The following is a 23,545-nucleotide window of genomic DNA, read 5'->3' on the forward strand; positions in this document are numbered from 1 at the left end:
TGAACGCGCGCTTGATACGTCGCGATAACGCGCTATCGGTCACGGATGCTGATATTGCGAACGAGGTGCTGCGGGACAATCAGTACCGGCTCTCCAGGGAAATCGGCCTGAATAATGCTGTGTTCGTCGATGTGGGTGGTCACATTGGGACATTTTCAGCCGCCGTTCTGGCGCTGTTTGATGGTGCTTCTGTGCTTGTTTACGAACCCGATTCGGAGAATTTTAGTTTTCTTATCAAAAACCTTGCCTTTGAAGTGGAGCGCAACCGTGCTCACTGCTTTAACGTCGCCGTTGACGCGCGCGAAGGTGAGTTGAGCCTATACGTCAATACGTCGAACCGCGGAGGTTCGATCACTCGCGCGCTCGAAGGCGACGCTTGCGCCATCCCCGTGAAGGCTCATTCGATCAGAGACATTCTCGAATCCATCGCGGAGGGTAGTGATGTTGTGCTTAAGCTCGATTGCGAAGGTGCCGAGTACGCGATCCTTGACTCGCTGTTTCCGATGCAAATCCGGTCAGTCTGCCTGGTCATCATGGAGCTTCACTTAACGCCAGCCCTCTCGCGTGAGCGGCGCGATCCAGCCGCGGTGCTGCATCGGCTAACCGAGGCAGGCTTTCGCGTATACGTCCTCGAAGAGATCGTCTACGCGGGTGAGGGCGTCTTTTGGATTGTTGCAGCTGTCAACCAACGCTTTAGCCACCTTGGTGCCCTTGGTGAGCACTATGCGGCATGCGTACCTCGGATAGGCGGCGATCGATGGTACCGCCGCATCACAAACGGACGTCAACCGGCGTTGCGCGGTGGAGTTGGTTGGTGGCGGGGGAAGCTTTGGCTGGCGATGGGTGCCGGTGTCCTTGGATGGGGCGAGCCATGAGCGCGAATCTGGCCGACAGCCTCCTTGCGCTTCGCGCTAAGTCCGTAGGCCTACGTCCGGCAAAAACCGTCGGTCGTTGGGGCGCGTTGGCGAAGATCGCTAGGCGGTTGGGACATACGCTCTCCGATTGTGCAAGACTGCGCGCGCTTGTGAACGGGGAAGCCTTGTGCGCGTCAGTTGATCCTAACGACGCGTGGGCGATTAACGTTTCGAACTTCGTATGGGGTCACTATATCGTAACGCGGCCCGCAGATGACCGCTGGTTAGCCTTTAACTTGGTTGAATTGGCGAAATTCCGCCCACAAGCGCTGAATTTGCAGACGATACTCCATGAAATATGCAGTTTGGACCGATTAGAATTAGATCGGTTGTTGGATGGCGGGTGCTTTCATTTTCATGCGCATGGCAACGTAGCCGTGAGCTCGATCAAGCGTTTGGCGATCACAATTCCAGCATTCAACGCTCCCGATCTTGTTGAGGCATTGCTCTTAGCGCTCCAGGACAACGCACTCCTATTTGGTTGGAAGGCTCCTATTGTCTTGTTCGACGGATCGTCGACTGAGGATTTGCAGCGCGCAATCGAGCGGTTGGCTGTTCGGCACTCTGCCGAGCCATGCCCGGTCGTTTATCTCGGTCGAAAACACTCGTCGGTCGCGGAGATGCCGTCGATCGACGCGTTTGTCTCTGCTGCCGCCAAGGCGCTAGACGACTCGTCTATAGAAGAGCTTTTCAGTACGAGTGTAGGAGGAAATCTGAATTGCTGTTTCTCCTATTTCGGACCAGACGTAAGTATTTTGAATTTTGACCACGACGTTCTTCCCAGCGTTGAAGTTAACGAAGATATTCTAAGTCGACTCGAAACGTCATGTGTCGCCTCGGTCGGGGAGGACGTTCTCATAGAGCGCGGCGAGCCTGCTGTCGGACTGGGGGTCCAGATCCCGGTAGACTTTATGTCGGCCATCAGGGTGAGCGACTCGCTATGCCTGACTGGTGACGAAGTCAGGGACGGAGATGATGAGTCGTATCGGAAAATAAAATTGCATCATTTGTCGGGTAACGCGGAATATTGGGTAACTCACATCGCAGGCATACAAGATCATAGCGCTCGTTGGTTACTTGAAGGGGCTCTCCTCCGTCGTGAGAGCTTGCGCGGCGCCGAGCCATCTCGATTTGCGCCTACCGCGCCAACGCTGCCGGCCCTCGTCTTCCGATCCAAGCTGATCACGACTACGCTGACGTTACGATTGGCGGGGGGGGCGGGTGTGTCGTTCGGATTCGCGGGTACGCGTGTGCGGGTCCAGGACTTTGTGACCGGCACCCAGCACAACGCATCCACGGGACAGCCAATTGGGTGGGCGCCTGTATACATGACCCACAATCGGAAATTCGGCATGCGCGGCGAGGAGGACTTCGGTGGGTATCTTTACAACGAAGAGATAATGTACGCGTTCCTGTCGGCGCTTGAGGCAATAGAGATTCGCGCTTCCCACGGTCAAGTGAGCAATTTCGCAGATGTTTGGAAGGAAGAGGCGGCTCTCGCCATATCATCAACGTGGGCGCGCGCGGTGCGAGAGCGTGCGCAGCATTGGTGCAAAGTTCTAGAGCAAAATCCTGTAGACGCGAGCTATAGCCGCGCGGCAAGGTCCATCCGAAACCACTTCATGTTGGACGAATCCGATGCCGTGGCTGAAATAGAACTACTCGCGTGCGCCGGCGCCGAATCCAACCTAATTGAACGCCACGTGCGAACGCGCGAGCGATTGAATACTGCGCTCCGCGAGAGGGGTGTCTCGTGGTTTTGTTCGGCATCAGGATCTGGAAGCGTTGGGGGCTGATCCGTCACATAGCTGCCGGTGTCCGTTGCGCCCGCCGCCGTTCAGCGGTGCCGGGAAGGTAAAATTGCGAACCGGAGTACTGCTGGATGAGGATGCTTGGCACAAGCGCCTCCATTCGCTTGGTCCGGATGGTCGCGCAGCTCTCTTGGCGGTTTGCGAAGAGAAAATTGGGAGCGGGACTTTGGCAGTGGGTGTCATTGGAAGTTTTACATATGACAATCTTGGGTGGGACGACGTTGACCTCGTTGCGGTGACTTGGGGTATTGGTAATATTGACGTGCGAAATTTTCCTTTATACGTTGGAGGTAAAAATACCAGTGTTGACTTAATCTCGATACCATTCGAAATATTGGCGGATCCCAGCCGCGCGCCCGACACAGATTTTCCGCTCTTTCAAGATTCGCGTGGGGAAGATTATTCCGATCTCTGCATGCGTCGTCGCTGCATGGTAACGGCGCTCAGATGCTCATTGAACTTTGCCCACTGGCTGACCGAGGATGATCAGCTAACACAGAGCGTACTCGTTGCGGGTGAAGCTGATCTTGCTTTCGTGATTTCACGTTTGGTTGCTGAAGCCCGCTCCTACCTTGCTGATCCGGAAGACCGCGTGAAGGCGCTGAGACGACTAGAAATGGCGCGTCTGGTTGCTCGGCAGTGGCAACCGTTCGACGCCGATGAGGAATTGCTGTTAGAGCGACTTCGACGTGATCCATTTGGCGCACATTGGGTGCGGGGGCTAGAGCTCTGCGAACGCGCCCAGGCAAGGATCGTTAACGGGATGGACAGGAAGGAGGGGTAGCGATGTGCGGCTTCATCGTAGACTTTGACGATGCTCCCGTGCTTGCTGAGAGGGTGCGTCGCCGCGGGCCCGATCATCATGGTGAGGTTGTGCGTGGGGGGTTCAGGTTCAGTCACTTTCTGCTTCACATAACGGGATCGCTTCTTCCGCAGCCTTTGGTCGATGGCGATATTGTGTGCGTCTTTAATGGCGAGATCTATAATCATCCACATACGGTGAGCGATGGCGAGGTTATTATTCCTCTCTACCGGAAGTTCGGGTCTGCCTTCGCGCGTGAACTTGATGGCGAATTCGCGATCGCACTTTACGATTTTGCTAAGCGCGAAGCGGTGTTCATCACTGATCCTTTTAGCTCCAAACCACTTTGGATCGATGGGCTCCGTTGCTCGAGTTACGTCGGGGCACTTGGACAAGGCATACAATTGCCGCCTAATACGCTTTTAGTACGCTCCTTCGACTGTGGCGAAAAATCGTTTATCGTACGTCCCTTTGATTTCCGAAATCAACATAAGACTAACTTAGACGACTGGACGAGAGCGCTCAAGCGGTCGATCGAAAAGCGCGCTGTTCATGATTGCTTTATTGGTCTTAGTGCGGGCTATGATAGTGGCGTCATAGCAGTGATAATGCAAGAACTTGGAATAAAGTTTTCATCCTACTCCCTCGCCGGATCCGAAAATATGGAGGTGCTGCGTGAAAGAGTGGAACAGTTTAATGCTGCGTGGGTCGATGAGGAGGACGCAGACGTCGCGTGGGCTCGATCGTTCCTTAAGGAGTACGTCGAGGAGTATTGCTATGGCAGCGTTGCGGGGGTGACTCTTCCCTATGAACTCATGACTGACGATGTCGGCGCCATCGCTTCGTGCTTGCTGTACAGACATGCACACTCTGAGGGGAAACGCATTGTGCTGTCTGGGCAAGGTGCCGACGAAATTTATGCCGATTATCCGTTTTGGCCGGCAGTTGGCGGGTTACGGGGTATTTTTCCAGAGAAACTAGAGCCATGGGTGAACTTTAGCGGCGGTTGCCAGCGTGCATTTCTTGCCAAGGAAGAGCACATCGCTGGTGCCTTTGGTATTGAGGCGCGTTATCCATTCCTCGATTGGGCTCTGGTACAGGAATTCTTGTGGTTGAGCCAAAATTTGAAGAATAGCGCCTACAAGGCGCCGCTAGCGTCGATTCTGTCGTCACATCATATCGCCTGGGCAGCTGGTCAGAAAACTGGATTCGGGCCCAGGAAAAGGTAGGGTGGTCAAGCTCTTGAAATCATCAGCAATCCTGTGGGCGCACAAGCTATGTCAAAACAAACTCTGACGATTGCAGTGATCCAGCCTGATGCGGTACCGAGTGGAGTTCGGTATCCGAAGATCGCTGCCCTTGAACTCACAGAGAAACTGCTTGAAGAGGCAGCTCGCGCGCACCCGGATATCGTGTTGTTACCGGAGATCCTCAACGTTGGCTTTAGCGACGATGGCCTGCCCCCGGAGCGGCGATGGCAGATCAACATTGATGCTGCGGTTGACGGCGAAGACGATATTTTTATTCAACGATTTCAGCAATATGCCCGCCAGAACAAGTGCGCAGTGGCCGTTGGCGCGCTGAGACGAGCAGGAATTTCAGTTTACGATAGCATGTTCTTGTTCGACCAATATGGCGAGCTGAGGCTCCTCTATGATAAAGTTCATTTGGCTGCCTTCGATTTCGAGGCGCGCTTCGTAGCCGGTAAGAGTTTTTCGACTGCAACGCTTCACACGCGATGCGGACTGGTCCAGGTCGGCTGCATGATCTGCTACGATCGCGAGTTTCCGGAGAGCGCCAGATGCCTCATGCTTGGCGGTGCCGAGATCGTTTTGACAGCCAACTGTTGTGTATTGGATCAGAAGCGCATTGGGCAGTTTCAGGCTCGAGCATTTGAGAACGCAATAGCAATGGCGATGGCGAATTATGCGCAGCCGCTCGGTGGTCGCTCGCTAACTGTCGATGCTGAAGGGGAGGTAGTTGCCATCGCAGGCGGGACCGAGCAGGCGCTTATTGGCGCGATTGATCTCGATAAGCTGCGGCACTATCGCTCGAGCTGCGGCTGGGGAGACGCTTTCCGGCGGCCCAACCTCTACGCCGCAATCGGGCGGCCATCTGGCTTGGTCGAGTTTGATCGTCGAGATTTTCTCGGGCGCCCGTTCGAAAAGTAATTCTAGTCCACTCCCTTTGCTCTGGACGCGCTCTCATTTGGGACCCTCGGCATCCTGCATTCCACGGAGTTCGCCATGACACAAGTCTCGTTTGGGAACAACGCAATGCCGCCTATCATGGCTAACCCGATGATCCATGTCGACGGTCGAGAAAATGACAATAATAAACCACATTTATTGCCACAACGAACTACCAATACTGTATAGCGTACACTGCCACCACCAATGCGCACACAGGTTGCCCCTCACAGACGGCGCTGGCGATCTCACTATTTACTCGGTCGAAATCGATACCGCGACCCTGCTGCATCGCTCCCAGTGTGAGTGCCAGCTCCCGATCAAGGCGCTCGCGATCACTGCCGTGCAACTCGACGAAAAGGCCGTGGCCGCCTTGCGCGTGCTGCACCCAGCCGATGCCAGCATGCACGATCTCGCCCAACTGCGAGCCGCGCATCTGCGACAACACAACGTACAGCCGCTGGCCCCAATGTTCCGGCGGTGTCGTCCAGCGCCGACGTTCGATTCGACTACCAGGCGGGATTACCGACGAAAGGTACAAGAGGTTGTAATCAGCCACCCCCGCATCGCGCAGCGCGGCATCGAATGCGGCCATTTCGGTCGGCCCGCGACCCACTCCGCGCGCTATCACGATTGGACCAAATGGTAGCGAGTTCATGGCACAACCTCTTGAGAACACGCGGTAAGAATTATGCTGCCTTGGGTTAATACTGCGTCGTCATCGTCCACTGCCAGCCAGCCGGAACGCCCGTGGCGCTGGTGGAGCTGATGGATAAGGAGAAGGCCATGTGCTGTCTCCGGCCACATCAATGCCTTGCATACATAGCAGATCGTAGGCGGCAGTTCCCATAGGTTGTACCGCCGTGTGATCCTCGTCATCCTTCCCGCAATCGCTGTGACCAGGCTGTATAATAATCGCATCGACGACGCTGACAACCATCGCTGTGCTTACCGGGCCAAGAACCCTTTTGCAGAGGGCACAGTCGGCGGCGCTGCTGCCCAATTTGATTTGGCACCCGTAACTCCACGAACAGGGTCAAATTCCGTGTCCCAGGTGGTGGTGTTGGACGGCCAGAGCCAAGCGGCGCCCCGCTCCGCTCAGCCAGGGGATTCGCTTCGCGTCCCGGGCTCTGGCTGCCCCACACCACGCGACGGGGCACGACCTCCTTCATCCGCCAACACCGGCCGGTCTCCCGGCGCCCAGAGAAGGTTGGAATCCGGTTCCCACCGCTGCTCCAGTCGGTTTCCCAACCTCACATTTCCCACGCGTCGATGGCGCCGAGAACCGCAGGTTTCCTGGGGTTTTGCTGCCTTGGCTTGGGGGTTGGAGAACGGAACGACTTCGAAAATCGGTCTCCGGAGGCCCCGAAGTCTCCGAAGCTTGGGGGTATGGCGATTTAACCCTCAAGCTTTACACCATTGAAATCAGACTGTTTTTTGGATTGAGGTTCGGGGGGCTTTCCGCAAGCTGATCGCCTGGCGAAGCATACCCGGAGCAAAATCGGCGCCGCGGATTCGGTCAGCGTTCGGGAACGGGGGTCATGTCGCGGACTGCGAACATTCTTACCGCTCCCTTTTCAACATCGAGAGCCTCCAGCAGCCACTGCGGTTCGCGATGCCACTCGGTCGAGCCATAGGAGAGGCGAATCACCCGCACGGTCCGGATGGCGAGCTCGCCCTGCCAGTTCCTGTAGCTGAATCGAAGAGTTTGCCCCGGCGTGAATGCTGCCGAAAGCGCGGGTTGCTGCTCGATCACCATCATCCACCGAAGCCTGACGCTCGTGCGATTAGCCGGCCTATTCCAGCAAGAGCTGTCCCTATCCCAAGCGTCTTCTGTGCTGCGGCTTCAACCTTTTCGATCGTAGCGACGGCCCGCCCGAGGTTGTCCTTTGTGGGCTCCTTCTTGGCGATGTCGATCGCTGCCAAGGCTTCCTTTTTTGTTTCAACGTCAGCCGCGCTGCCCTTGATTTCGCGCTCCGCATCATTGAGGTGCGACTGAATCAACTCGATGGTCTGTGTGTTATATGTGTTCGTGGTATCACTGGCTTTGGCTTCACCGCCATTTATGGCAACCGCACCAGCCTGTATGTTGCCAATGTGAAAATTGTTATTCTGCACAAAATTATCTCCTCTAAAGAGGTCCATTCCCCCACCACTATACTTGATCTGGCTGAGCCTTGAATACAGTTTCGACCCTGCCGCGGCAGCAAGCATCCGGTCTCTCTCTTCAGGCCTCCCTCGCTCGAAAGCGTCCACTGCATGCTGCCAGTATGCCTCACTGCGCTCCGCCTGCCGGACAATGTGATCGACGATTTGTGATCTGATCTCGGCGTCCATTTCCCGCGTGAACCATTCCAGGATCTGAGGCACCAGGGATGGCGAGAAGCTGTCCTTGAGCCCCACGGCGAGGCCCAGTCGCGCTTCCGGGCTCCGGTCTTCGATCCCAGCCGTGATGTAGTCGCTGTCAGCGCCCGTTGATGACGCTTCCATAGCCAGAAGTTGAAATACCCAAGCCCGGACGTTAGCAGGAAGTTGCTCAATATTTTTTAGGTCAATGCCAAGATCAGCGACACCCAGAGAAGAATTTTCCGTGATTGCCCACACCGAATACTGCGAGACGATCGGGTCGTGGTGCCCGCCAAGCGCGCGTACGATGGCCGCGTTTTCATGATTCGGCTCGAACATGTTTGCTGGCGCTCGATCGAGACCGACGACAATGAGCCCGAGCTTGATCAACTCTGAGTTGGCCTGATCAGGGCGGACGGGCAGGCAAGAGAGATTCAGTTTAGCGGCCGGAACATGTTGAAGCGCCGCCAGAGTTACCGTCTGCTCATCAAACCCCATCCTCCGAAGCTCCGTGCCCGCTTCTCTGCAAAGGCGATAGAGAGCGGCGATGGCCGCGGCCAGCACCTCAGCATCGGCGTGATAAGCTTGAAGCGCGTGAAGGATAGCGCCCTTGCACGACTGCTCGCGACCCAGCTGTGCCAGCGTGTTCAGTGCCCAACGACGGACCTTCGTGTCGTGGCTGGACATAAGGAGCCCGACGATCGCAATTTCTACGCCGATCAACTGGTCTTGTATAATTCGGTAACCGCCGCGGTAAAGCTTCGATATTTCTTGCAGCGCGCGCTTTGTACGAATAGCATCGCCAGTTTCTAGTTGCGCCTTGAGATATGCGCCCACATCACGATCAATATATCGTGCGAAATTAACCACGCCGCGATTCTGCAAATATTGCTACACGATTATACGATTCAAGCACACATCTGGACCATGGATCATAGTCCTCGATGTTGTTTATCCCGTGAACGTCTATCCATTCAATATCATTAAGAGCCAGCCTGCGTTTCACTGGTTCGAACCATTGCGGGCACCCATACCTGATGATCGCCAGGAGATCGCTTCGCCCGTCCACATGGCTTACCCATACAAATTTCCGCAATTCTGCTTCGTCCGAAGCCGCGTTCTCTTCGGCAACCGCGGGGGGGATGTCGAGATCGATTTTGACAGCCCTGATACCCGCTTCGACAATACCCATATCGCCAACGTTGAACAAAGTATGTTCGTCTACATGAATCAGTGTGGTGAATCCGATCGAGCGCTTGTGCATAAACGTGTCTCGATCATCTCGATAGCGACCGAGGCGGTAGCTAAGGACACTAGAGCCACGACACACACAAACGAATGATCGAACAAATAAAGCATTTGGCGCCTTCTTTGGGTCCAGATAGGCGCGGTGTTGCTTTCTCAGTAAATTTAATATTTTGTTTGTGGACGGCGTCTTACTGTCTTGGAGCCTTACGCGCACCGATTCTTCGGTGACCGCGAGCGCTGGGCCGCGCGAGAGTTCTCGAATGCGTCGCCGAGCAGGAAAGGGTTGCCGATGCTCATTCGGAATGGAGGGATCTTCCAGAAACTCGCGCAGAAAGTAACGGCCTGGTGCGGTGCGGAAAAACCGGCTCCGGTCGCGATGGCTCAGGATGTCTTCGCTGATCCGGGCTCCAAGGGTCTTGTGCTGTGTCTTCCCGTAGAGGGTAGGCGGAACTAGCCCTGCCCGATGAGCCTCCGCAAGGATTGCGTGCGAACTCAGCGGGCGCCTTTCCGCCCGCAGTATGGTCACAGCAATATCAAGGTAGGCATCCACTAGGCATCCCCTCAGTAGAAAGCAAAAAATGCGGCCGTGCTCAATTCATTGCGCACGGCCGAAAACCCCGCCGAGGCAAAAGGTGTCTGGTGATTCGAAGGACCAGACGATGCCATGTGTCCAAGCAGGCCCGCGGACACCGCCCATTCATTCTCAAGCTGCATCTGCTGCTCCTCACAGCCGAAACACCCGCATCGCCTCATCCCCATAGTGATTGATCACCTTCACCGCGATCCGGCCCGATTTCGGCTTCGCGAAGGGGCGGCTTTCGGTGCGGTAGAGGCTCGCCCAGGCGTCCTCGTCCACTTCGGCCTTCAGCGCGGTCTTGAGCTTCTCGAAGGGGTCCTTGCCGCCGAGGAAGTAGGCATGGCGGACGAAAAAGCTGTCGCCGTCATAGTCGGTGTCGACAAACCAGCAGGCAACGTCATCCTCGACTCGGCCGGAGGAACGGACCTCACCCGTGGTGGGGTCGAAGATGTCCACGCCCTTCAGGCGCACGACGCATTCACCGTCGGCCTGGTCGAGCGCGATATCCGGCTCGCCAAACACCACGAACAGGTTGCCGCCGCCGGCTTTGTAGGCTTCGGCGGCGCGCAGCTCCTGGCTCATGCGCGCCTTCAGCACCACGAGACGACCGAGGTTCATGGTGCTGTCGCCCACCTGCGGGTCGAAGGCGAAGCCGCAGACCACCATGCTGTCCGCCCAGTCGCGGCATTCGCGCGCGGCCTCGCGCACCAGGTCGGGGCCGACGGTGCCATATTCGGGGCCGATGACGATCGCGGCACGCTTCTTCACGCCGGCTTCTTCGTACTCGCCCTCGGCCGAGACGCGACTGCCGCCCGGCCAGGGGCGCAGCGTGGCGAAGGTCAGGCGCTCATCCTTCTTCGTGTTCTGCACGCCGGCCTTCTGCAGGTTGTCCAACACGGCGGTCACGAAGTCATCGCCAGTGTCGGGCCGGGTGCGGAGCGGGCGGCGTTCGGGCACGGGCTCACCCGCCTCCTGCGCCAGCGCCTCCATCACCGCCTGGTCTTCCTCATCCGCGGGCAGGACGCGGTGGGGCGAGAGGCTCTCCACCGTGAACGGGCCGGTGACGCGGACGGCGTTCTTCTTCGTGTAGGGCCGGTCGTGCAGGAATTCGGTATCGGCGTTCCGGGCGATGGAGGCGTCCATCTCCGCCTGCCGAGCGCGGCGAGTGGCCCAGAATGCCGCATGCGCCTCCTGCACCGCCGGTTTCGCGTCTTCGGGCAGGTTGCGGGGAACCTTCCACTCCGCATGCTTTGTCCCGAGAGCGACGTTGAGGGTAGCGAGCGCGGCCTCGATCTTCGGCGCCCAATTGGCGTGGATGACATCGATCTCGGCGTTGTTGGCGATGGATTTCAGCGTGACGTGCGGCACGCGCTCCAGCACCAGGCCCTGGCGGATGTCGTGGCGGAAGGGGCCTTCCTCGGGTGGGCGGCCGGTGATCTCGCCCTCCTTCGCTGCGCCCTCACGACTGTCGCGCAGCAGGTAGGCGGGGAATCGCCCGGCCATGAGGCGCGTGCGTGCCAGCGCCAGGGCGACGCGGGAGGTGTCGGTGGTGATCCAGCGGCGGCCCCATTGCTCGGCGACGAAGGCGGTGGTGCCGGAACCGCAGGTCGGATCGAAGACGAGGTCACCAGGATCGGTGGTCATGAGCATGCAGCGCTCAATTGCCGTAGTGGACGTCTGGACCACGTACACCTTCGGATCGCTTCGGCTTTGGATGCCGCCGATATCCCGCCAGAGATCGTTGATCTCGACTGCGGCAAAATCATCCAGCTTCCTCACGTAGCGCAGTATGTTCCGCGCAGGCTCAAGCCTGCCAGCGGCCTGGAGACGGCCCATCCCAGCTTCGTTGGTTTTCCAACGGGATTGCATCGTCGGAAGAAAACTTCGGCCGTCATGTTTTACTTCAAACCAGGACGCTGCGCCTTCTCCTTTTTCGCGGCCGGCGCTTTGGCTGGTGAGGTTGTCGTCGGTGTACAACTTCCAGCCATCTGGGAGCGCCGTCGCACCCGAGACTTCGCCCTCTGCGGCAGGTCTCCGCGCTCCATCGAGATGGATCAACTTGCGATACTTGGTCGCACCCTCTTCGCCGGCTGTTTTCAGATTGTACATGGCGCGAAATTTCGCTTGCTGACGGTTCTTTCCAAACCACAGCAGGTAGTCGAGCGTGCCGCCGAGAAAATCAGAGGTCGCACCGGTGGTCTTTTGATAAGCGATCTGTCCGATGAAGTTGGCTGGCCCGAAAATTTCGTCGAGAAGGCTACGCACAACATGGACATTCTCGTCGCCGATCTGAACGAAGATACTGCCGCTTTCGGCCAATAGCTCCCGCGCTACAGCCAGTCGATCTCGGAGATATGCCAGATAGCTGTGGATGCCATCCTTCCAGGTGTCCCGGAAGGCCTTGATCTGCTCTGGCTCGCGCGACAGCCCTTCGGGCTTGCCCTCCTTCACATCGCGCGTGCGCGTGCTCGGCTGCCAGTTGCTGCTGAATTTGATTCCATAGGGTGGATCGAGAAAAATCATCTGCACCTGGCCGCGAAGACCTTCCTTCTCCGCCAGGCTGTTCATCACCAGCAGGGAGTCGCCCAGGATCATCCGGTTCGACCAGTTCTCGGCGTGCTGGTAGAACTCGAGCCGCGCCGCCTCATCCGTGATGCGGTCGAAGCTGCCGAACAGATCGGCCTGCGGAGCCGCTTCCTTCGCCGAGACACGTTGCAGGTCGCGGATCAGCGCCTCCGGATACAGCTTCTCCTGGATGTAGATGGGCACCGTCTCGACGCGCAGCGGTGCGCTGTCTTGCGCATCCTTCCCGCGCCAGACCAGTTGCGGATCCAGGTCCGGGTTTCGCGGATAGAGCTTGGGTTCCGCCCGCGCCTCCTCCTCCGCCATCAGCGCCGCGGTCTCCGCGGTCGGGATGTTCTTGCGCGCGATATCGGCGGGGTGGACGAGCGTCTCCACCTCAGTGGCGGGTGCGTCGGGTTTGAGCTTCTTCGGGCGGGCCATGCTGCGCTGTCTTCCGGGTTCAGGCGGCGCGTGAGAGAGCGTCGGCGTTCAGCCGCCGCCGGATGATCTCATCCACGCCATAGGGTCCATCCACCCGGCAAAAATCCCAGCGGCCGAAGCGCCCCAGCGCGTTCACCGCCGGCACCCAGAGTTTGCGCATGGTGTCGTGCTTTGCGTCGTCCTGCGCGGTCTGGCGGCCCTTCACCTCCAGCACGAGGTGCAGCGGATCATCCGGGCCGCGACCGTCATCCACCACCACGATGAAGTCGGGCCGGTAGTGGCGCTCGGTGCTGCCATCCACATAGGGCACTTCGAAGCCCAGCCGGTCGTTCTTCACGTAGCGCAGCACTTCCGGCATGCCGTCCAGCGCCTGCGCGGCCGCGGCCTCCCAATTCTCGTCGCAGACGATCAGGTTGACCTGGCATTTCTGCGCGTCGGGGGTCCAGAAATTCGTCTTGGTGGTGGCGAAGCTGACATGACGGCTGCTGCCGGCCTCGTTGTAGGGGTCTAGGATCGGCCGAAGCGTGCCGGGACCAGCGACTTCCGGCGTGCAGGCGCGGAAGATGCGTTCCGCGGCCTTGTCGCCGATGTCGCGCCAAAGCAGGTAGGCCGGGAAGGTACCGCCGATGCAGGTCAGGCATTCTGCCATCCAGCGCCGCGTGATGGTGAGCAGCGGCGGGAACAGCCACGGCTTCAGGTGGTCCTCGCTGTCGCGGAACCAGGTGCGCAGCGTGTGGCCCGCCAGGTGAAAGGCGATGGTGGTGTCGCGCTGGTGGCGCAGGTCGTTCAGCGTCAGCGTGTGCTCGGCGCCGATGATGGCGGCGCTGACGGCTTCGGGCGGCGCGTCCGTCGGATCGATCTCAAGGCGGCTCTCGTTGGTGAAGGCGGCGGTGATGCGGCCGGGCGGCAGCACGGTGCGATAGCCGATCACGCGGGGGAAGCGGATTTCCAGCGCCGCACGCTCCGGCAGCACGGCATGGATCTGGGTGGTCTTCTTCGGCGGGGTGTAGTCGGCCTTGGAATTGGCCGGCACGAAGCTGAAGGGGATGCCCAGGACCTCGGCATATTCCGGCGCGAACATGGCGTTGCCGGCGTCATCCACGCCGACCGGGTCGTAGGAAACGCGGCGCAGCGCTCGGCCAATCACCTGCTCGCACAGCAATTGCGTGCCGAATGCACGGACGCCCAGCACATGGGTGACGGTGCGAGCGTCCCACCCCTCGGTCAGCATGGAGACGGAGACGACGCAGCGGATCGGCTCGCCCAGGCGGCCGGGCTGGCCGACGGTGTTCATCACCTCTCGCAGCAGGTCGCTGTCGGTGACGGTCTCGGCGTCTGCGTGTCTGCCGCGGGCGCGGAGCTCGCGCTTGAAGGCGTCGATCTCGGGGCCAGCCAGCTTGCGGAAGTTGTCCGACAGGGCCTCGCCGGATTCGAGTTCCTCACTGTCGATCAGGATGGTGACGGGGCGCTCCACCATGCTGCTCTGGCCGATGCCGGCCTGGGTGACATTGGAGAGCAGCGGCAGGTTGCCGGGCACGATGACGCGGCGCTCGGCGCCCTCGGCGTCGGTCTCGATGCGCTCGTACCCTGCGATCCAGTCGTGCACGAGCTTGGAGGTCGCGGTGTTGTTGCACACCACGATGAAGACGGGCGGCGTGCTGCCACCGCGGCTGGCCCAGTTCTCGAAGACCTGGCGGTAGTGGCCGTAGAGCGCCTGGAGCGCGCCGGTGAGCTGGGAGGGAAGCTGGTCGGGCGTGAGCTGCTTGCCCTGCTTGGCGCGGCCAGCCTTGGGCAGCTTCACATCCGAATGTTCCTGGATGTAGCGGTAGACGTGGCGATAGACCGGCTCGTCGGCGCCTGGCAGGTCCTGCACCGGCACGCGCGGCACCTTCACGATGCCGCATTCGATGGCGTCGATCAGGGAAAAGTCGGAGACGACCCAGGGGAAGAGCGTGCCCTCGGGGTAGCCTGAGCCGCGCAGGAAGAAGGGCGTGGCCGAAAGGTCGTAGACCAGGACGGGCTGGCCGACCACGCGTTGCAGGGCCTCGATACCGCTGATCCAGAGGCGGGCGGCGGCGTTGTTCTTCTTGGCCTCGGCCTTACCTTCGGCGTCGAGCTTCGCGCTGGCGTCATCCGCCGCGCCGACCTTCTGGCGATAGCAATGGTGGGCTTCGTCATTGATGACGATGATGCGCTTGCGGCCGAGCAGGTCCTTGCAGATGCGTTGCGCCATCTGGCCATCGGTTTCAGGGCGCTCGACCTTGCCGGTGCGGCCAGCCAGGATTTCCTTCGCCAGCTTCGGTGCCTCGAGCGTTTCGCGCTTCTTGAAGGCGTGGAAGTTGGTGATGACGATCCGGGCGCGCTGGAGGTCGTCGCGCAGCTCCCGCGGCACGATGTCGAGGGCGGCGTAGATGTTGGACGGGTCGGACGGGTGGAGCACCCGCAGGCGGTCCCTCACCGTCAGGCCGGGGGCCACGATCAGGAAGGCGTCGGTGAAGCGGGTCGAGTTGCGCGTGCGCGCGGCGTTGAGGGTCTGCCAGGCGATTAGCATCCCCATGACGGTGGTCTTGCCGGCGCCGGTGGCCAGCTTGAAGGCGATGCGCAGGAGGTCCGGATTGGCCTCCGAATTCAGAGTGCGCAGGCGCTCGGTCTCGGCACGGGGGGCGACTTCGGTCAGCCAGATGGCGGTCTCGACTGCCTCGACCTGGCAGAAGAAGAGCGGGCGGGTGCGACCCTGTTCGCGCCAGTGGCGCAGCAGGCGGGCGGTGACGGGTGTGAGAGGGCGCAGGCCCTGCTCTCCGAGGGAGCGCCATTGGGCGACCTTGGTCCTGATTTCATTGATATAGTCGTTTGGCTGGCGCTTGCCGTATTCGTCTTCCAGGTCGAGCGCCGCCTGGGCCTTCACCTTATGCTTGGGCGGGGGGACGGGGACGATGAATTCGCTACGACGCCGGCCGGGGGCCGGTGTGCCGGTGGGGATGCCGTTCTCGTCGAGCTCCCAATGGCGGGACGGTTCCGCGAAGGGGCTATTGAGAATCGGGTTGTCGATCACGGGGCCTGTCACGCCCCGAAGATGCCACGGACTTTGCTTTCGCATAATGGCCATGTGGCCGGGGCCGTTACTTTCCCGACCCGCCATGTCCGAACAATTCGCTCTGGCCCCGCCAGCATAAAGGGAATGGTTCCAACAGGGCGGCCAGGGCGACCGAGGGCATATGCCGACCGTCGAGGGCGTTGGTTACGAGGTCGGGTGCCAAGAGGGTCAGGCGGAGCAGGCTGCCGAGGTAGCCGCGCTCGATTCGCTCGGCGTCTGCCATCTCGCTGATGGACGCGTAGCGTCCCTCGTCCAGCATCCGCTGGTACCGGAACGCCCGTGCCAGCGCCTTCACCAGCGTGGGGTCGGCCCGCGTTGTGACCGGCGCCATCCCATCGGTTATCGGCGTCACGACGGTCTTCCTGCCCGGCCGGTGTCGGATGGCCAGCGGCACCCGGACCGTGACGCTGGTCGCGGTCGTCATGCTGCGGCCCTCTGGGCGCTCGGTGAGATGGCGGTGAGATCGCGGACGAGGCCGCCGAGCCCGTCCAGCCGCAGCCGAATGTCCGCGCCGGCCGGGCCGACCACTACCCGCTCCACCAGCGACCTTACGATTCGCGCCTGCTCCGCCGGAAATAGATGCTCCCACAGCGGGTCGAGCCGATGCAGCGCATCCTGCGTCTCGCCCTCTGTCAGGTCCGGCGCGTCCCTGCGCGCCGCGCGCCAGGTGCCGACCACGATCTCCGGCTGCCGCAGCAGAGCCCGCACCTGATCGACCACCGCCGCCTCGATCTCCGCTGCCGATACCCGGCGCACGATGGTGTCGTCGCCGGCGGCGTCGCCCTTCAGCACGCGCTGCGCCACGTAGTATCGGTAGAGGCGGCCGTTCTTTCTGGCGTGGGTCGGCGACAAAGCCCGACCGTCGGTGCCAAAGATCAGCCCCTTCAACAGCGCCGGCGTCTGCGCGCGGCTTTGGTTGGCGCGGACCCGCGGGCTGACCTGGAGCACGGCATGCGCCCGGTCCCACAGCTCCCGCGGCACGATGCCCTGGTGCTCGCCAGGATAAATGTTTCCCTTATGCGCGGCCTCGCCGACATAGGTCCGGTTGTTCAGCAGCTTGTAGACATCGCCCTTGTCGAGCGGGCGGCCCACCTTGCTGGTGAGGCCTTCCTCTCGAAGGCGCTTCACCGTCTCCATGCCCGAGCCCGTCTCGGCGAAGATATCGAACACCCGACGCACCCGCGGCGCCTCGTCCTCATTCACGATCAGCTTCCTGGCTACGACGTCGTAGCCGAGCGGCACCTTGCCCCCCATCCACATGCCACGGGCGCGGGAGGCCGCGAATTTGTCGCGGATCCGCTCGCCAATGACCTCCCGCTCGAACTGCGCGAAGCTGAGCAGGATATTCAGCGTCAGCCGCCCCATGCTGGTGGTCGTATTGAACGACTGTGTGACCGACACGAAGGTCACGCCATGCGCGTCCATCACCTCCACCAGCTTGGCGAAATCCATCAGCGAGCGGCTGAGGCGATCGATTTTGTAGACCACAATCACATCGACCAGGTCGGCCTGGATGTCACGAAGCAGGCGTTGCAGCGCCGGCCGCTCCAGCGTGCCGCCAGAGAAGCCGCCATCGTCGTAGCGATCGCGGACCAGCAGCCACCCCTCGGCCCGCTGGCTGGTGATGTATGCCTCGCAAGCATCGCGCTGCGCGTCGAGGGTGTTGAATTCCTTCTCCAGCCCCTCGTCGGTGGATTTCCGCGTGTAGACCGCACAGCGCAGCTTCTTCGTGGTGGCCGGCATGGCCGGCTCGATGCGGGCGCGCCGGGTCATGCGTCACCCCGCGCGCGCAATCCGAAGAATGTCCAGCCGTTCCACCGCGTGCCGGTGATGTGGCGCGCGATTGCCGAGAGCGACTGATACGGCCGCCCCTCGAACTCGAAGTCGTCGATGCGCACGGTGACCACGTGCCGCACGCCCTGCCATTCCCTGATCAGGCGGGTGCCGGCCAGCGGGCGGCTATCGGCGCGGATGCGACGCAGGACGGCGTTGCCGCCATCCAATTGTTCGCCAAGCGCCACCAGCCGGTCGACGGTCTCGGGCTTCAGCCCGCCATAGGCCAATTCCTGGATGCGATAGGCCAGCCGGCTCTGGATGTAGGCCCGATTCCAGGGCGGCGGCTCCTTGCCGAACAGCTCCCGCCATTGGTCTTTCAGCATGGCGGTGGGCGCAGCCTGCAGCGCGGCGAGGCGGCTCAGCACCTGCGTCGGCGGGATCTTCGGGATGGTGGGTGCCGCCGCGGGTGCGGCGGTGGATCGTCTGGTCATGCGAGTCCCTTCCTGTTGGGGTTCGCATGCAGGCGCTGCCTGCCAGTGGAGTGAAGGCGAACGTCTCCCGCCCCCCGAGCTATCTCCTCATCCCGCGCATCATCCTCGGCAGCGCGGCTGCGCAGCCGCACCAGGCCCCTGGCCAGGATGCCGCAGACCTCGCGGAGGTGCGGCGGAAGGTGAGCGTTCAGTCCCACGGGCGATGGCTTCATACTTAGCCCTACCCGCCTCGGCGGCGATCCGTCCCAATCAGGCGGGCATGCGCGCCAAAGCCTCGTGATAACGCCGCCAGAGCAAAGCGACTTTCTTCTTGATGGTGCTCTGGTCTGGGTACTGATTACGGGCTGCGAACCACTCCACCATGCGCCGGACGATGGCTGCTTGGCTTTCTGGGAAGCCGTCAATCTGCATCGATACCGCCAGCTCGCAGTAGAACTCGTCCCAGTCATATTTCGGCGGCGCCCCGCGCTGGCCATTTCGGGCGACGACAGGCACGGTTGCCGTCGAGACTATCGCCGCTGCTTGCTCTGCCTCGAAGCGCTCGCGCTCAGCATGCCGAACAACCAGCCGCTCGCGAGGCACAAGGAACTGCTCCTCCCCATCCGATGGCACCCAGAGGCTGCGGTACATGCCCGGTTCCGCGCGAAATGCGCTCACCCCGTGCGTCCCCGTCATCATCACGTGCCAGGCGTCGTGCGCCCACAGATCCAGCGTGCCGGTGAACCGGAAGCGGCGCTCCGGCATGTCGACGAAATGTCCATCATCCACTTCCTCGACGCTGCCATCTTCAAGCGGCAGCTGCGCCACCACGATCGATAGCGTCAGTTCGCCAGCGATGGCGAAGTTGGCGATGTCGAGTTCACTTACGCCCCAACGTTCACAGACCTCGGCCAGCCCGTAGCAGGGCTTCCTCACAATTCGGCCGCCCACGACATTCATCCCTTCCCGACAAAGCGCAACCGCCGATACGCTTGCACAACCTTGGCCATATCCTTCCGCATGTCGGGCGGCAGTCGCTGCGCCTCGACGAACAGATCATCCATCCGCACGCCGAGAATGGCGGCGGCGCGCTCTATCAGCTCGTCGCGGGGCGGATTCTCCTGGTCGCGCTCGATGCGCGACCAATAGGCCGCCGAGATTTCCAATCGCTCCGCGAAATCGTTCAACCCGATGCCGAGCGCAGTCCGTCGCTCGCGGATGACCGATCCAAAGCTCACCGTTGCTCTCCTTGAACCAGGCCGTAGCGGCTCAGCCGTACGGCGATAAAGCGCTCCGATACGCCGAAGTCGCCCGCCAGAGCGGCGACCACGCCCTCGATCACCTCGGGCGGGTTGTCGGCCGCCAGGACGCGACAACCCTGCCGTCCCCGATGCGGCGCGTGCACCGTGCGCAGCCGCTCCGACCGCGCGTGCGCCAGCATGCGCAGATGGAGTTGCACCGGCGGTGCCAGCAGCGCCCCCATGAACTCATTCGCCCTGCGCTCGGAGGCCGCGGTGGTCCGATCGAGCAGCGCGCTCGGGCCGGCCGTCACCGCGCGGTAGCGTCGTGCCGGTTCGCCGAGCGCCACTGGCACGTCGAACACGACGTGGCCCAGCTCATGCGCCGCGGTGCTGATCGCGAGGTCCGGCCGGCCGGCCACCATGCGCGCATTCACCGAGACCAGCGCCGTGCCTGGCATGTCGGGATCCGTCTCGCAGACGCCGAGCACGGCCTCCCCGGAGCCATCATGCACAGGATGGTCCAGCTCCCAGGCGACCACGATGGCCCGACCGTTCGCCGACACTGTCCGCGTGGCGGCGACCAGAGCGGCGAGCGGGAGCGCGAATGCACCATGCTCCGTCATGGCCTGGCGGCGCACCTGCGCGGCGACGGCCCAGAGGGTCTGGGCCGACAACGGCCGAGGCGCGCCCGAGGCGGCGTGATGCGGGTACTCAACGGTGATGGACATGCCGGGATCATGACGAACTGCTGTGCGATTGGTCAACAGCATTGTTCCTCTCATGTTCGCCTATCCCCGATATCCACAGGCGATCAGCCGGGGCCGCGTTTCCCGCCTGGGTGGGGCGGAAATCGCCGGGCTATCCATCTGAATTCCGACGAAATCGGCCATAAGTCGCTGATTTAGCAATGGGGAATAAATCCCAGGACACTTCAATTCCCCATTGCGCCCCATTCCGCCTCTTCGCCCCGGCAGGTCGTGTGGTTGTTTCTGGACGTCATAGCCGTCCTCCAGGAGCCACGCCCGATGCCCACCGAGCTTTCCCTCGCCGATCTCGACGTCGTTCACCCCCTTGCTGAGCGCTACGCGCGTCGCCTCTGCCGGACCCTGGGGCGGCCCGGCCATGAGCAGGAGGACATGGAGCAGGACATGCTGCTCGACCTCCTGGCGCGGCTGCGCGGCTTCGATCCGGCGCGCAGGACGTTGGCGGCCTTCGCCACGGTCTGCTTCCGGCACCGCGCGTCCCGTCTCGCGACCCGCCTGCGCCGCGAGAAGCGCGAACGGCACGAGGCGTCGCTGGATGACGCAGTGCCGGGCCAGGAGGAGGAGCTGACGCTCGCCGACATCATCCCCGAATCGGAGGGGTATGCGGCGTGGTGCGGGCAGCAGACCGACGCGGTGTCCGCACTGGAGCGCCGCCTCGACCTGGATCGCGCTGGCGCCATCCTCGACCAGCGCGACCACAGCATCTGCGCAGCCCTGACGCACAGCACACCGCACGAGCTCGGCCAGCAGGGGCCCCTGCCGCGGTCGGTCCTCTACCGCCGCATCCGCGAACTGCGCCTGCGGCTCCTCGCCGGCGGCATCGCCGCTGCGGCCTGAGACGGATCGGCGACGGGCTGGGTAGGGCTAAGTATGGACACCTTCATCACCGACATCCGCGCAGTGTCGAAGCCTCTCACCGAGGCGTCGCTCTGCACCTGGCTGGGCGCCGCGGCTCCCGGCGACAGCATCACCTACCACCGCGGCGCGCTCGCCCGGCAGGTCTGCCCGCAGTTGCAGTGCCTGCCCGAGCCGGAGCGCACCGCGCTGCAGCGCCTGGCGGCACGCGCCTGGAAGCTGGCCGAGCTCGGCCTGGCCGACATCGTGCAGCGCCGCCACGGCTACGAGGACTACGCCTACATCCTCGTCGCCCGCCGCCGCCCGCGCCGATATGCGTCGTCCATCCTGCCGCTGCTGCTCACGGAGGCCGCGTGATGGACGCGCTCCGCACCAATCGCCCCACCCTCGACGCGCTGCGCCACATGCCGGTGAACGACGTCATCGCGCTCCCTGCCGAGCATCTGGCGCTGCTGCAGACCGATGCGCGCGAGGCGCTGGATGCCGCCAAGCGCATGCAGGACTGGATCGAGGCCGCGATCGCGCTCCGCTACGAGCAGCGCGCCGTCGGCGCCCGTGCCGCTGCGGGCAAGGACACCGGCACCGTTCGCTTCCAGGACGGCGCCGTGGAGATCGCGGTCGATCTGCCGAAGAAGGTGGAATGGGATCAGGCGCGGCTCGCTGCCCTGTCGGAGCAGATCCGCGCTGGCGGCGAGGATCCGGGCCAATACGTCGAGGTCAGCTTCAAGGTCTCCGAGCGGGCCTACACCGCCTGGCCGGACCGCATTCGCACAGCCTTCGAGCCGGCCCGCACGGTCCGCACCGGCCGCGCCACGTATCGCCTCGCCATCATGTCCGAGACGGCGCTGCGCGACAGCCCGCATGGCGCGGGCGTCATCCCGCTGCAGGGAGGCCGCTGATGGCGCTGCGCATCATCACCGCCGACGAGCGGCAGGCCGAGGAGCGCGGCGTCAAGGCCGCCATCCTCGGCAAGCCCGGCATGGGCAAGACCTGGCTTCTGAACACCACCTGCGCCGTGACCACTCTCTTCATGGATCTCGAGGCGGGTGATCTCGCCGTGCAGGGCTGGCGGGGCGCTTCGATCCGCCCGCGGACATGGGAGGAATGCCGCGACCTGGCGCTGTTCCTTGCCGGCCCGAACCCCGCGCTGCGCGACGACCAGCCCTATTCCGCAGCTCAGCATGCGCGGGTGGTTCGCGAGTACGGCGATCCGGCGCGCATGGACCACTACGTCACGCTGTTCATCGACAGCATCACCGTCGCCGGTCGTCTCTGCTTTCAGTGGTGCCGCGGCCAGCCCGAGGCCTTCGCGGAGCGCACCGGAAAGCCTGACGTGCGCGGCGCCTACGGGCTGCATGGGCGCGAGATGATCGCCTGGCTCACGCATCTGCAGCACGCCCGCGGCCGCAACGTGATCTTCGTCGGGATCCTCGACGAGAAGCTCGACGACTTCAATCGCCGCGTCTTCAGCCTGCAGATCGAGGGCAGCAAAACCAGCCTCGAACTGCCCGGCATCGTCGATGAAGTGCTGACGCTGGCAGAGATCAAGGACCAGGGCGGGCAGCCGTTCCGGGCGCTGGTCTGCCAGACGCTGAACCCCTGGGGCTATCCGGCGAAGGACCGCAGCGGCCGGCTCGACCTGCTGGAGCCGCCGGACCTCGGCCGCCTTTTCGCAAAGATCCGCGGCACCGCAGCACCTTCCGCGGCAGCACTCGCGCTGCCGCCGCCGCTCGTCACCGCCGCCACCGACACCCCCATCACCTGACAGGAGGAGAAGCATCATGGCTTCCTGGAATGACTACAACGACGCCCAGTCCAACCCGAACCTGATCCCCAAGGGGACGCTGGCGAAGGTCCGCCTCACCATCCGCCCCGGTGGCTTCGACGATCCGAGCCAGGGCTGGACGGGCGGCTACGCCACGCGCGGGAGCACCGGCGCCGTCTATCTCAATGGCGAGTTCACCGTGCTGGAGGGGCCCTACGCCAAGCGGAAGATCTTCACGCTGATCGGGCTCTACAGCCCGAAGGGGCCGGAGTGGGCTGGGATGGGCCGCAGCTTCCTGCGCGGGATGCTGAACTCCGCGCGCGGCATTTCCGACAAGGATGTCTCGCCCCAGGCACAGGCGGCGCGCCGCATCGGCGGCTTCGCGGATCTGGACGGCCTCGAGTTCGTGGCGAAGATCGAGCACGGCACCGATGCGGGCGGCGAGACCAAGAACGAAATCCGCATGGCGGTGACGCCGGACCATCGCGATTACGCGCAGGCGATGGGACGCACCGCTGCGCCGGCCGGATACGCACCACCGGCCTATGCCCCGCCGGCACAGGGCTACGCCCCGCCCGCGCACACGGTGCCGCCCGCCGCGCCGGCCATGCACCAGGGCGCCTTCCCGGCCTCGGCACAGCAGCCCGCTCCTGGCGCCGATCCGCGTCCCGCCTGGGCGCGCTGAGGGAG

At 62.3% G+C, this 23,545-nt stretch carries 23 protein-coding genes; 10 read left to right on the plus strand and 13 right to left on the minus strand.

Annotated features, from left to right (window positions below; all coding sequences use genetic code 11):
* Positions 1 to 11 precede the first annotated feature (11 nt).
* From LQ222_RS00710 to LQ222_RS00730, 5 genes are all read left to right on the plus strand, one after another.
* The gene (locus tag LQ222_RS00710; protein WP_230163854.1) at positions 12 to 875 is read left to right on the plus strand and encodes an FkbM family methyltransferase; all 864 of its coding nucleotides are present in this window, start codon (positions 12 to 14) and stop codon (positions 873 to 875) included.
* Entirely contained in the window at positions 872 to 2,710 is a 1,839-nt protein-coding gene (locus LQ222_RS00715) for a hypothetical protein (RefSeq protein ID WP_230163855.1), read from the plus strand. Before LQ222_RS00710 ends, LQ222_RS00715 begins: the two co-directional genes overlap by 4 nt.
* Positions 2,711 to 2,735: 25 nt before the next feature.
* Positions 2,736 to 3,509, plus strand: coding sequence for a hypothetical protein (locus LQ222_RS00720; RefSeq protein WP_230163856.1), 774 nt, complete (start codon positions 2,736 to 2,738; stop codon positions 3,507 to 3,509).
* A 2-nt stretch (positions 3,510 to 3,511) separates the two neighbouring features.
* A complete protein-coding gene (locus tag LQ222_RS00725; protein WP_230163857.1) occupies positions 3,512 to 4,756 on the plus strand; it encodes an asparagine synthase-related protein in 1,245 nt (414 codons plus the stop codon).
* Between the two features lie 75 nt (positions 4,757 to 4,831).
* The gene (locus tag LQ222_RS00730) at positions 4,832 to 5,698 is read left to right on the plus strand and encodes a carbon-nitrogen hydrolase family protein (protein ID WP_230163858.1); all 867 of its coding nucleotides are present in this window, start codon (positions 4,832 to 4,834) and stop codon (positions 5,696 to 5,698) included.
* Between the two features lie 190 nt (positions 5,699 to 5,888).
* Here LQ222_RS00730 and LQ222_RS00735 read toward each other — a convergent pair whose 3' ends face one another.
* From LQ222_RS00735 to LQ222_RS00795, 13 genes are all read right to left on the minus strand, one after another.
* On the minus strand, positions 5,889 to 6,374 hold the full coding sequence (locus tag LQ222_RS00735) for a pyruvoyl-dependent arginine decarboxylase (protein WP_256443974.1): 486 nt from the start codon (positions 6,372 to 6,374) through the stop codon (positions 5,889 to 5,891).
* An 861-nt stretch (positions 6,375 to 7,235) separates the two neighbouring features.
* Complete coding sequence (locus LQ222_RS00740) at positions 7,236 to 7,478, minus strand: hypothetical protein (RefSeq protein ID WP_230163860.1); 243 nt, start codon at positions 7,476 to 7,478, stop codon at positions 7,236 to 7,238.
* Positions 7,475 to 8,932 carry a hypothetical protein gene (locus tag LQ222_RS00745; RefSeq protein ID WP_230163862.1) on the minus strand — a complete coding sequence of 486 codons (1,458 nt, stop codon included), beginning with the start codon at positions 8,930 to 8,932 and terminating at the stop codon, positions 7,475 to 7,477. The genes LQ222_RS00740 and LQ222_RS00745 overlap by 4 nt, the downstream gene beginning before the upstream one ends.
* Positions 8,925 to 9,860, minus strand: coding sequence for a winged helix-turn-helix domain-containing protein (locus tag LQ222_RS00750; protein ID WP_230163864.1), 936 nt, complete (start codon positions 9,858 to 9,860; stop codon positions 8,925 to 8,927). The genes LQ222_RS00745 and LQ222_RS00750 overlap by 8 nt, the downstream gene beginning before the upstream one ends.
* Before the next feature lie 11 nt (positions 9,861 to 9,871).
* Positions 9,872 to 10,024 (minus strand): hypothetical protein, encoded by a 153-nt coding sequence (locus LQ222_RS00755; protein ID WP_230163866.1) that lies wholly within the window; start codon positions 10,022 to 10,024, stop codon positions 9,872 to 9,874.
* A 10-nt stretch (positions 10,025 to 10,034) separates the two neighbouring features.
* Complete coding sequence (locus LQ222_RS00760) at positions 10,035 to 12,890, minus strand: site-specific DNA-methyltransferase (RefSeq protein WP_230163868.1); 2,856 nt, start codon at positions 12,888 to 12,890, stop codon at positions 10,035 to 10,037.
* A 19-nt stretch (positions 12,891 to 12,909) separates the two neighbouring features.
* Positions 12,910 to 15,954 (minus strand): BPTD_3080 family restriction endonuclease, encoded by a 3,045-nt coding sequence (locus tag LQ222_RS00765; RefSeq protein ID WP_230163870.1) that lies wholly within the window; start codon positions 15,952 to 15,954, stop codon positions 12,910 to 12,912.
* 55 nt (positions 15,955 to 16,009) lie between these two features.
* Positions 16,010 to 16,408 (minus strand): hypothetical protein, encoded by a 399-nt coding sequence (locus tag LQ222_RS00770; RefSeq protein ID WP_230163872.1) that lies wholly within the window; start codon positions 16,406 to 16,408, stop codon positions 16,010 to 16,012.
* Positions 16,405 to 17,757 (minus strand): recombinase family protein, encoded by a 1,353-nt coding sequence (locus LQ222_RS00775; protein WP_230163874.1) that lies wholly within the window; start codon positions 17,755 to 17,757, stop codon positions 16,405 to 16,407. The genes LQ222_RS00770 and LQ222_RS00775 overlap by 4 nt, the downstream gene beginning before the upstream one ends.
* Positions 17,754 to 18,251: a DUF2924 domain-containing protein gene (locus tag LQ222_RS00780; protein ID WP_230163875.1), complete on the minus strand. Its 498-nt coding sequence runs from the start codon at positions 18,249 to 18,251 to the stop codon at positions 17,754 to 17,756. Before LQ222_RS00780 ends, LQ222_RS00775 begins: the two co-directional genes overlap by 4 nt.
* Positions 18,252 to 18,500: 249 nt before the next feature.
* Positions 18,501 to 19,190: a hypothetical protein gene (locus LQ222_RS00785; RefSeq protein WP_230163876.1), complete on the minus strand. Its 690-nt coding sequence runs from the start codon at positions 19,188 to 19,190 to the stop codon at positions 18,501 to 18,503.
* Entirely contained in the window at positions 19,187 to 19,468 is a 282-nt protein-coding gene (locus LQ222_RS00790; protein ID WP_111470928.1) for a helix-turn-helix domain-containing protein, read from the minus strand. The genes LQ222_RS00785 and LQ222_RS00790 overlap by 4 nt, the downstream gene beginning before the upstream one ends.
* A complete protein-coding gene (locus LQ222_RS00795) occupies positions 19,465 to 20,241 on the minus strand; it encodes an ImmA/IrrE family metallo-endopeptidase (RefSeq protein WP_230163878.1) in 777 nt (258 codons plus the stop codon). Before LQ222_RS00795 ends, LQ222_RS00790 begins: the two co-directional genes overlap by 4 nt.
* Before the next feature lie 255 nt (positions 20,242 to 20,496).
* Here LQ222_RS00795 and LQ222_RS00800 point away from each other — a divergent pair, with 255 nt between their 5' ends.
* From LQ222_RS00800 to LQ222_RS00820, 5 genes are read left to right on the plus strand one after another with little or no spacing between them, the layout of a single operon-like run.
* Entirely contained in the window at positions 20,497 to 21,072 is a 576-nt protein-coding gene (locus tag LQ222_RS00800) for a sigma factor (protein WP_230163879.1), read from the plus strand.
* 33 nt (positions 21,073 to 21,105) lie between these two features.
* Positions 21,106 to 21,447, plus strand: a complete 342-nt coding sequence (locus LQ222_RS00805; protein ID WP_230163881.1) for a hypothetical protein — start codon at positions 21,106 to 21,108, stop codon at positions 21,445 to 21,447.
* Positions 21,448 to 21,494: 47 nt separating this feature from the next.
* Positions 21,495 to 21,989: a hypothetical protein gene (locus tag LQ222_RS00810; RefSeq protein WP_308071525.1), complete on the plus strand. Its 495-nt coding sequence runs from the start codon at positions 21,495 to 21,497 to the stop codon at positions 21,987 to 21,989.
* Complete coding sequence (locus LQ222_RS00815) at positions 21,989 to 22,855, plus strand: ATP-binding protein (RefSeq protein ID WP_230163883.1); 867 nt, start codon at positions 21,989 to 21,991, stop codon at positions 22,853 to 22,855. The genes LQ222_RS00810 and LQ222_RS00815 overlap by 1 nt, the downstream gene beginning before the upstream one ends.
* A gap of 16 nt (positions 22,856 to 22,871) precedes the next feature.
* Entirely contained in the window at positions 22,872 to 23,540 is a 669-nt protein-coding gene (locus tag LQ222_RS00820) for a hypothetical protein (protein WP_230163884.1), read from the plus strand.
* The last annotated feature ends 5 nt before the right edge of the window (positions 23,541 to 23,545 follow it).

It is taken from the genome of Roseomonas sp. CECT 9278, assembly GCF_918698155.1.
Taxonomy (GTDB): Bacteria; Pseudomonadota; Alphaproteobacteria; order Acetobacterales; family Acetobacteraceae; genus Neoroseomonas.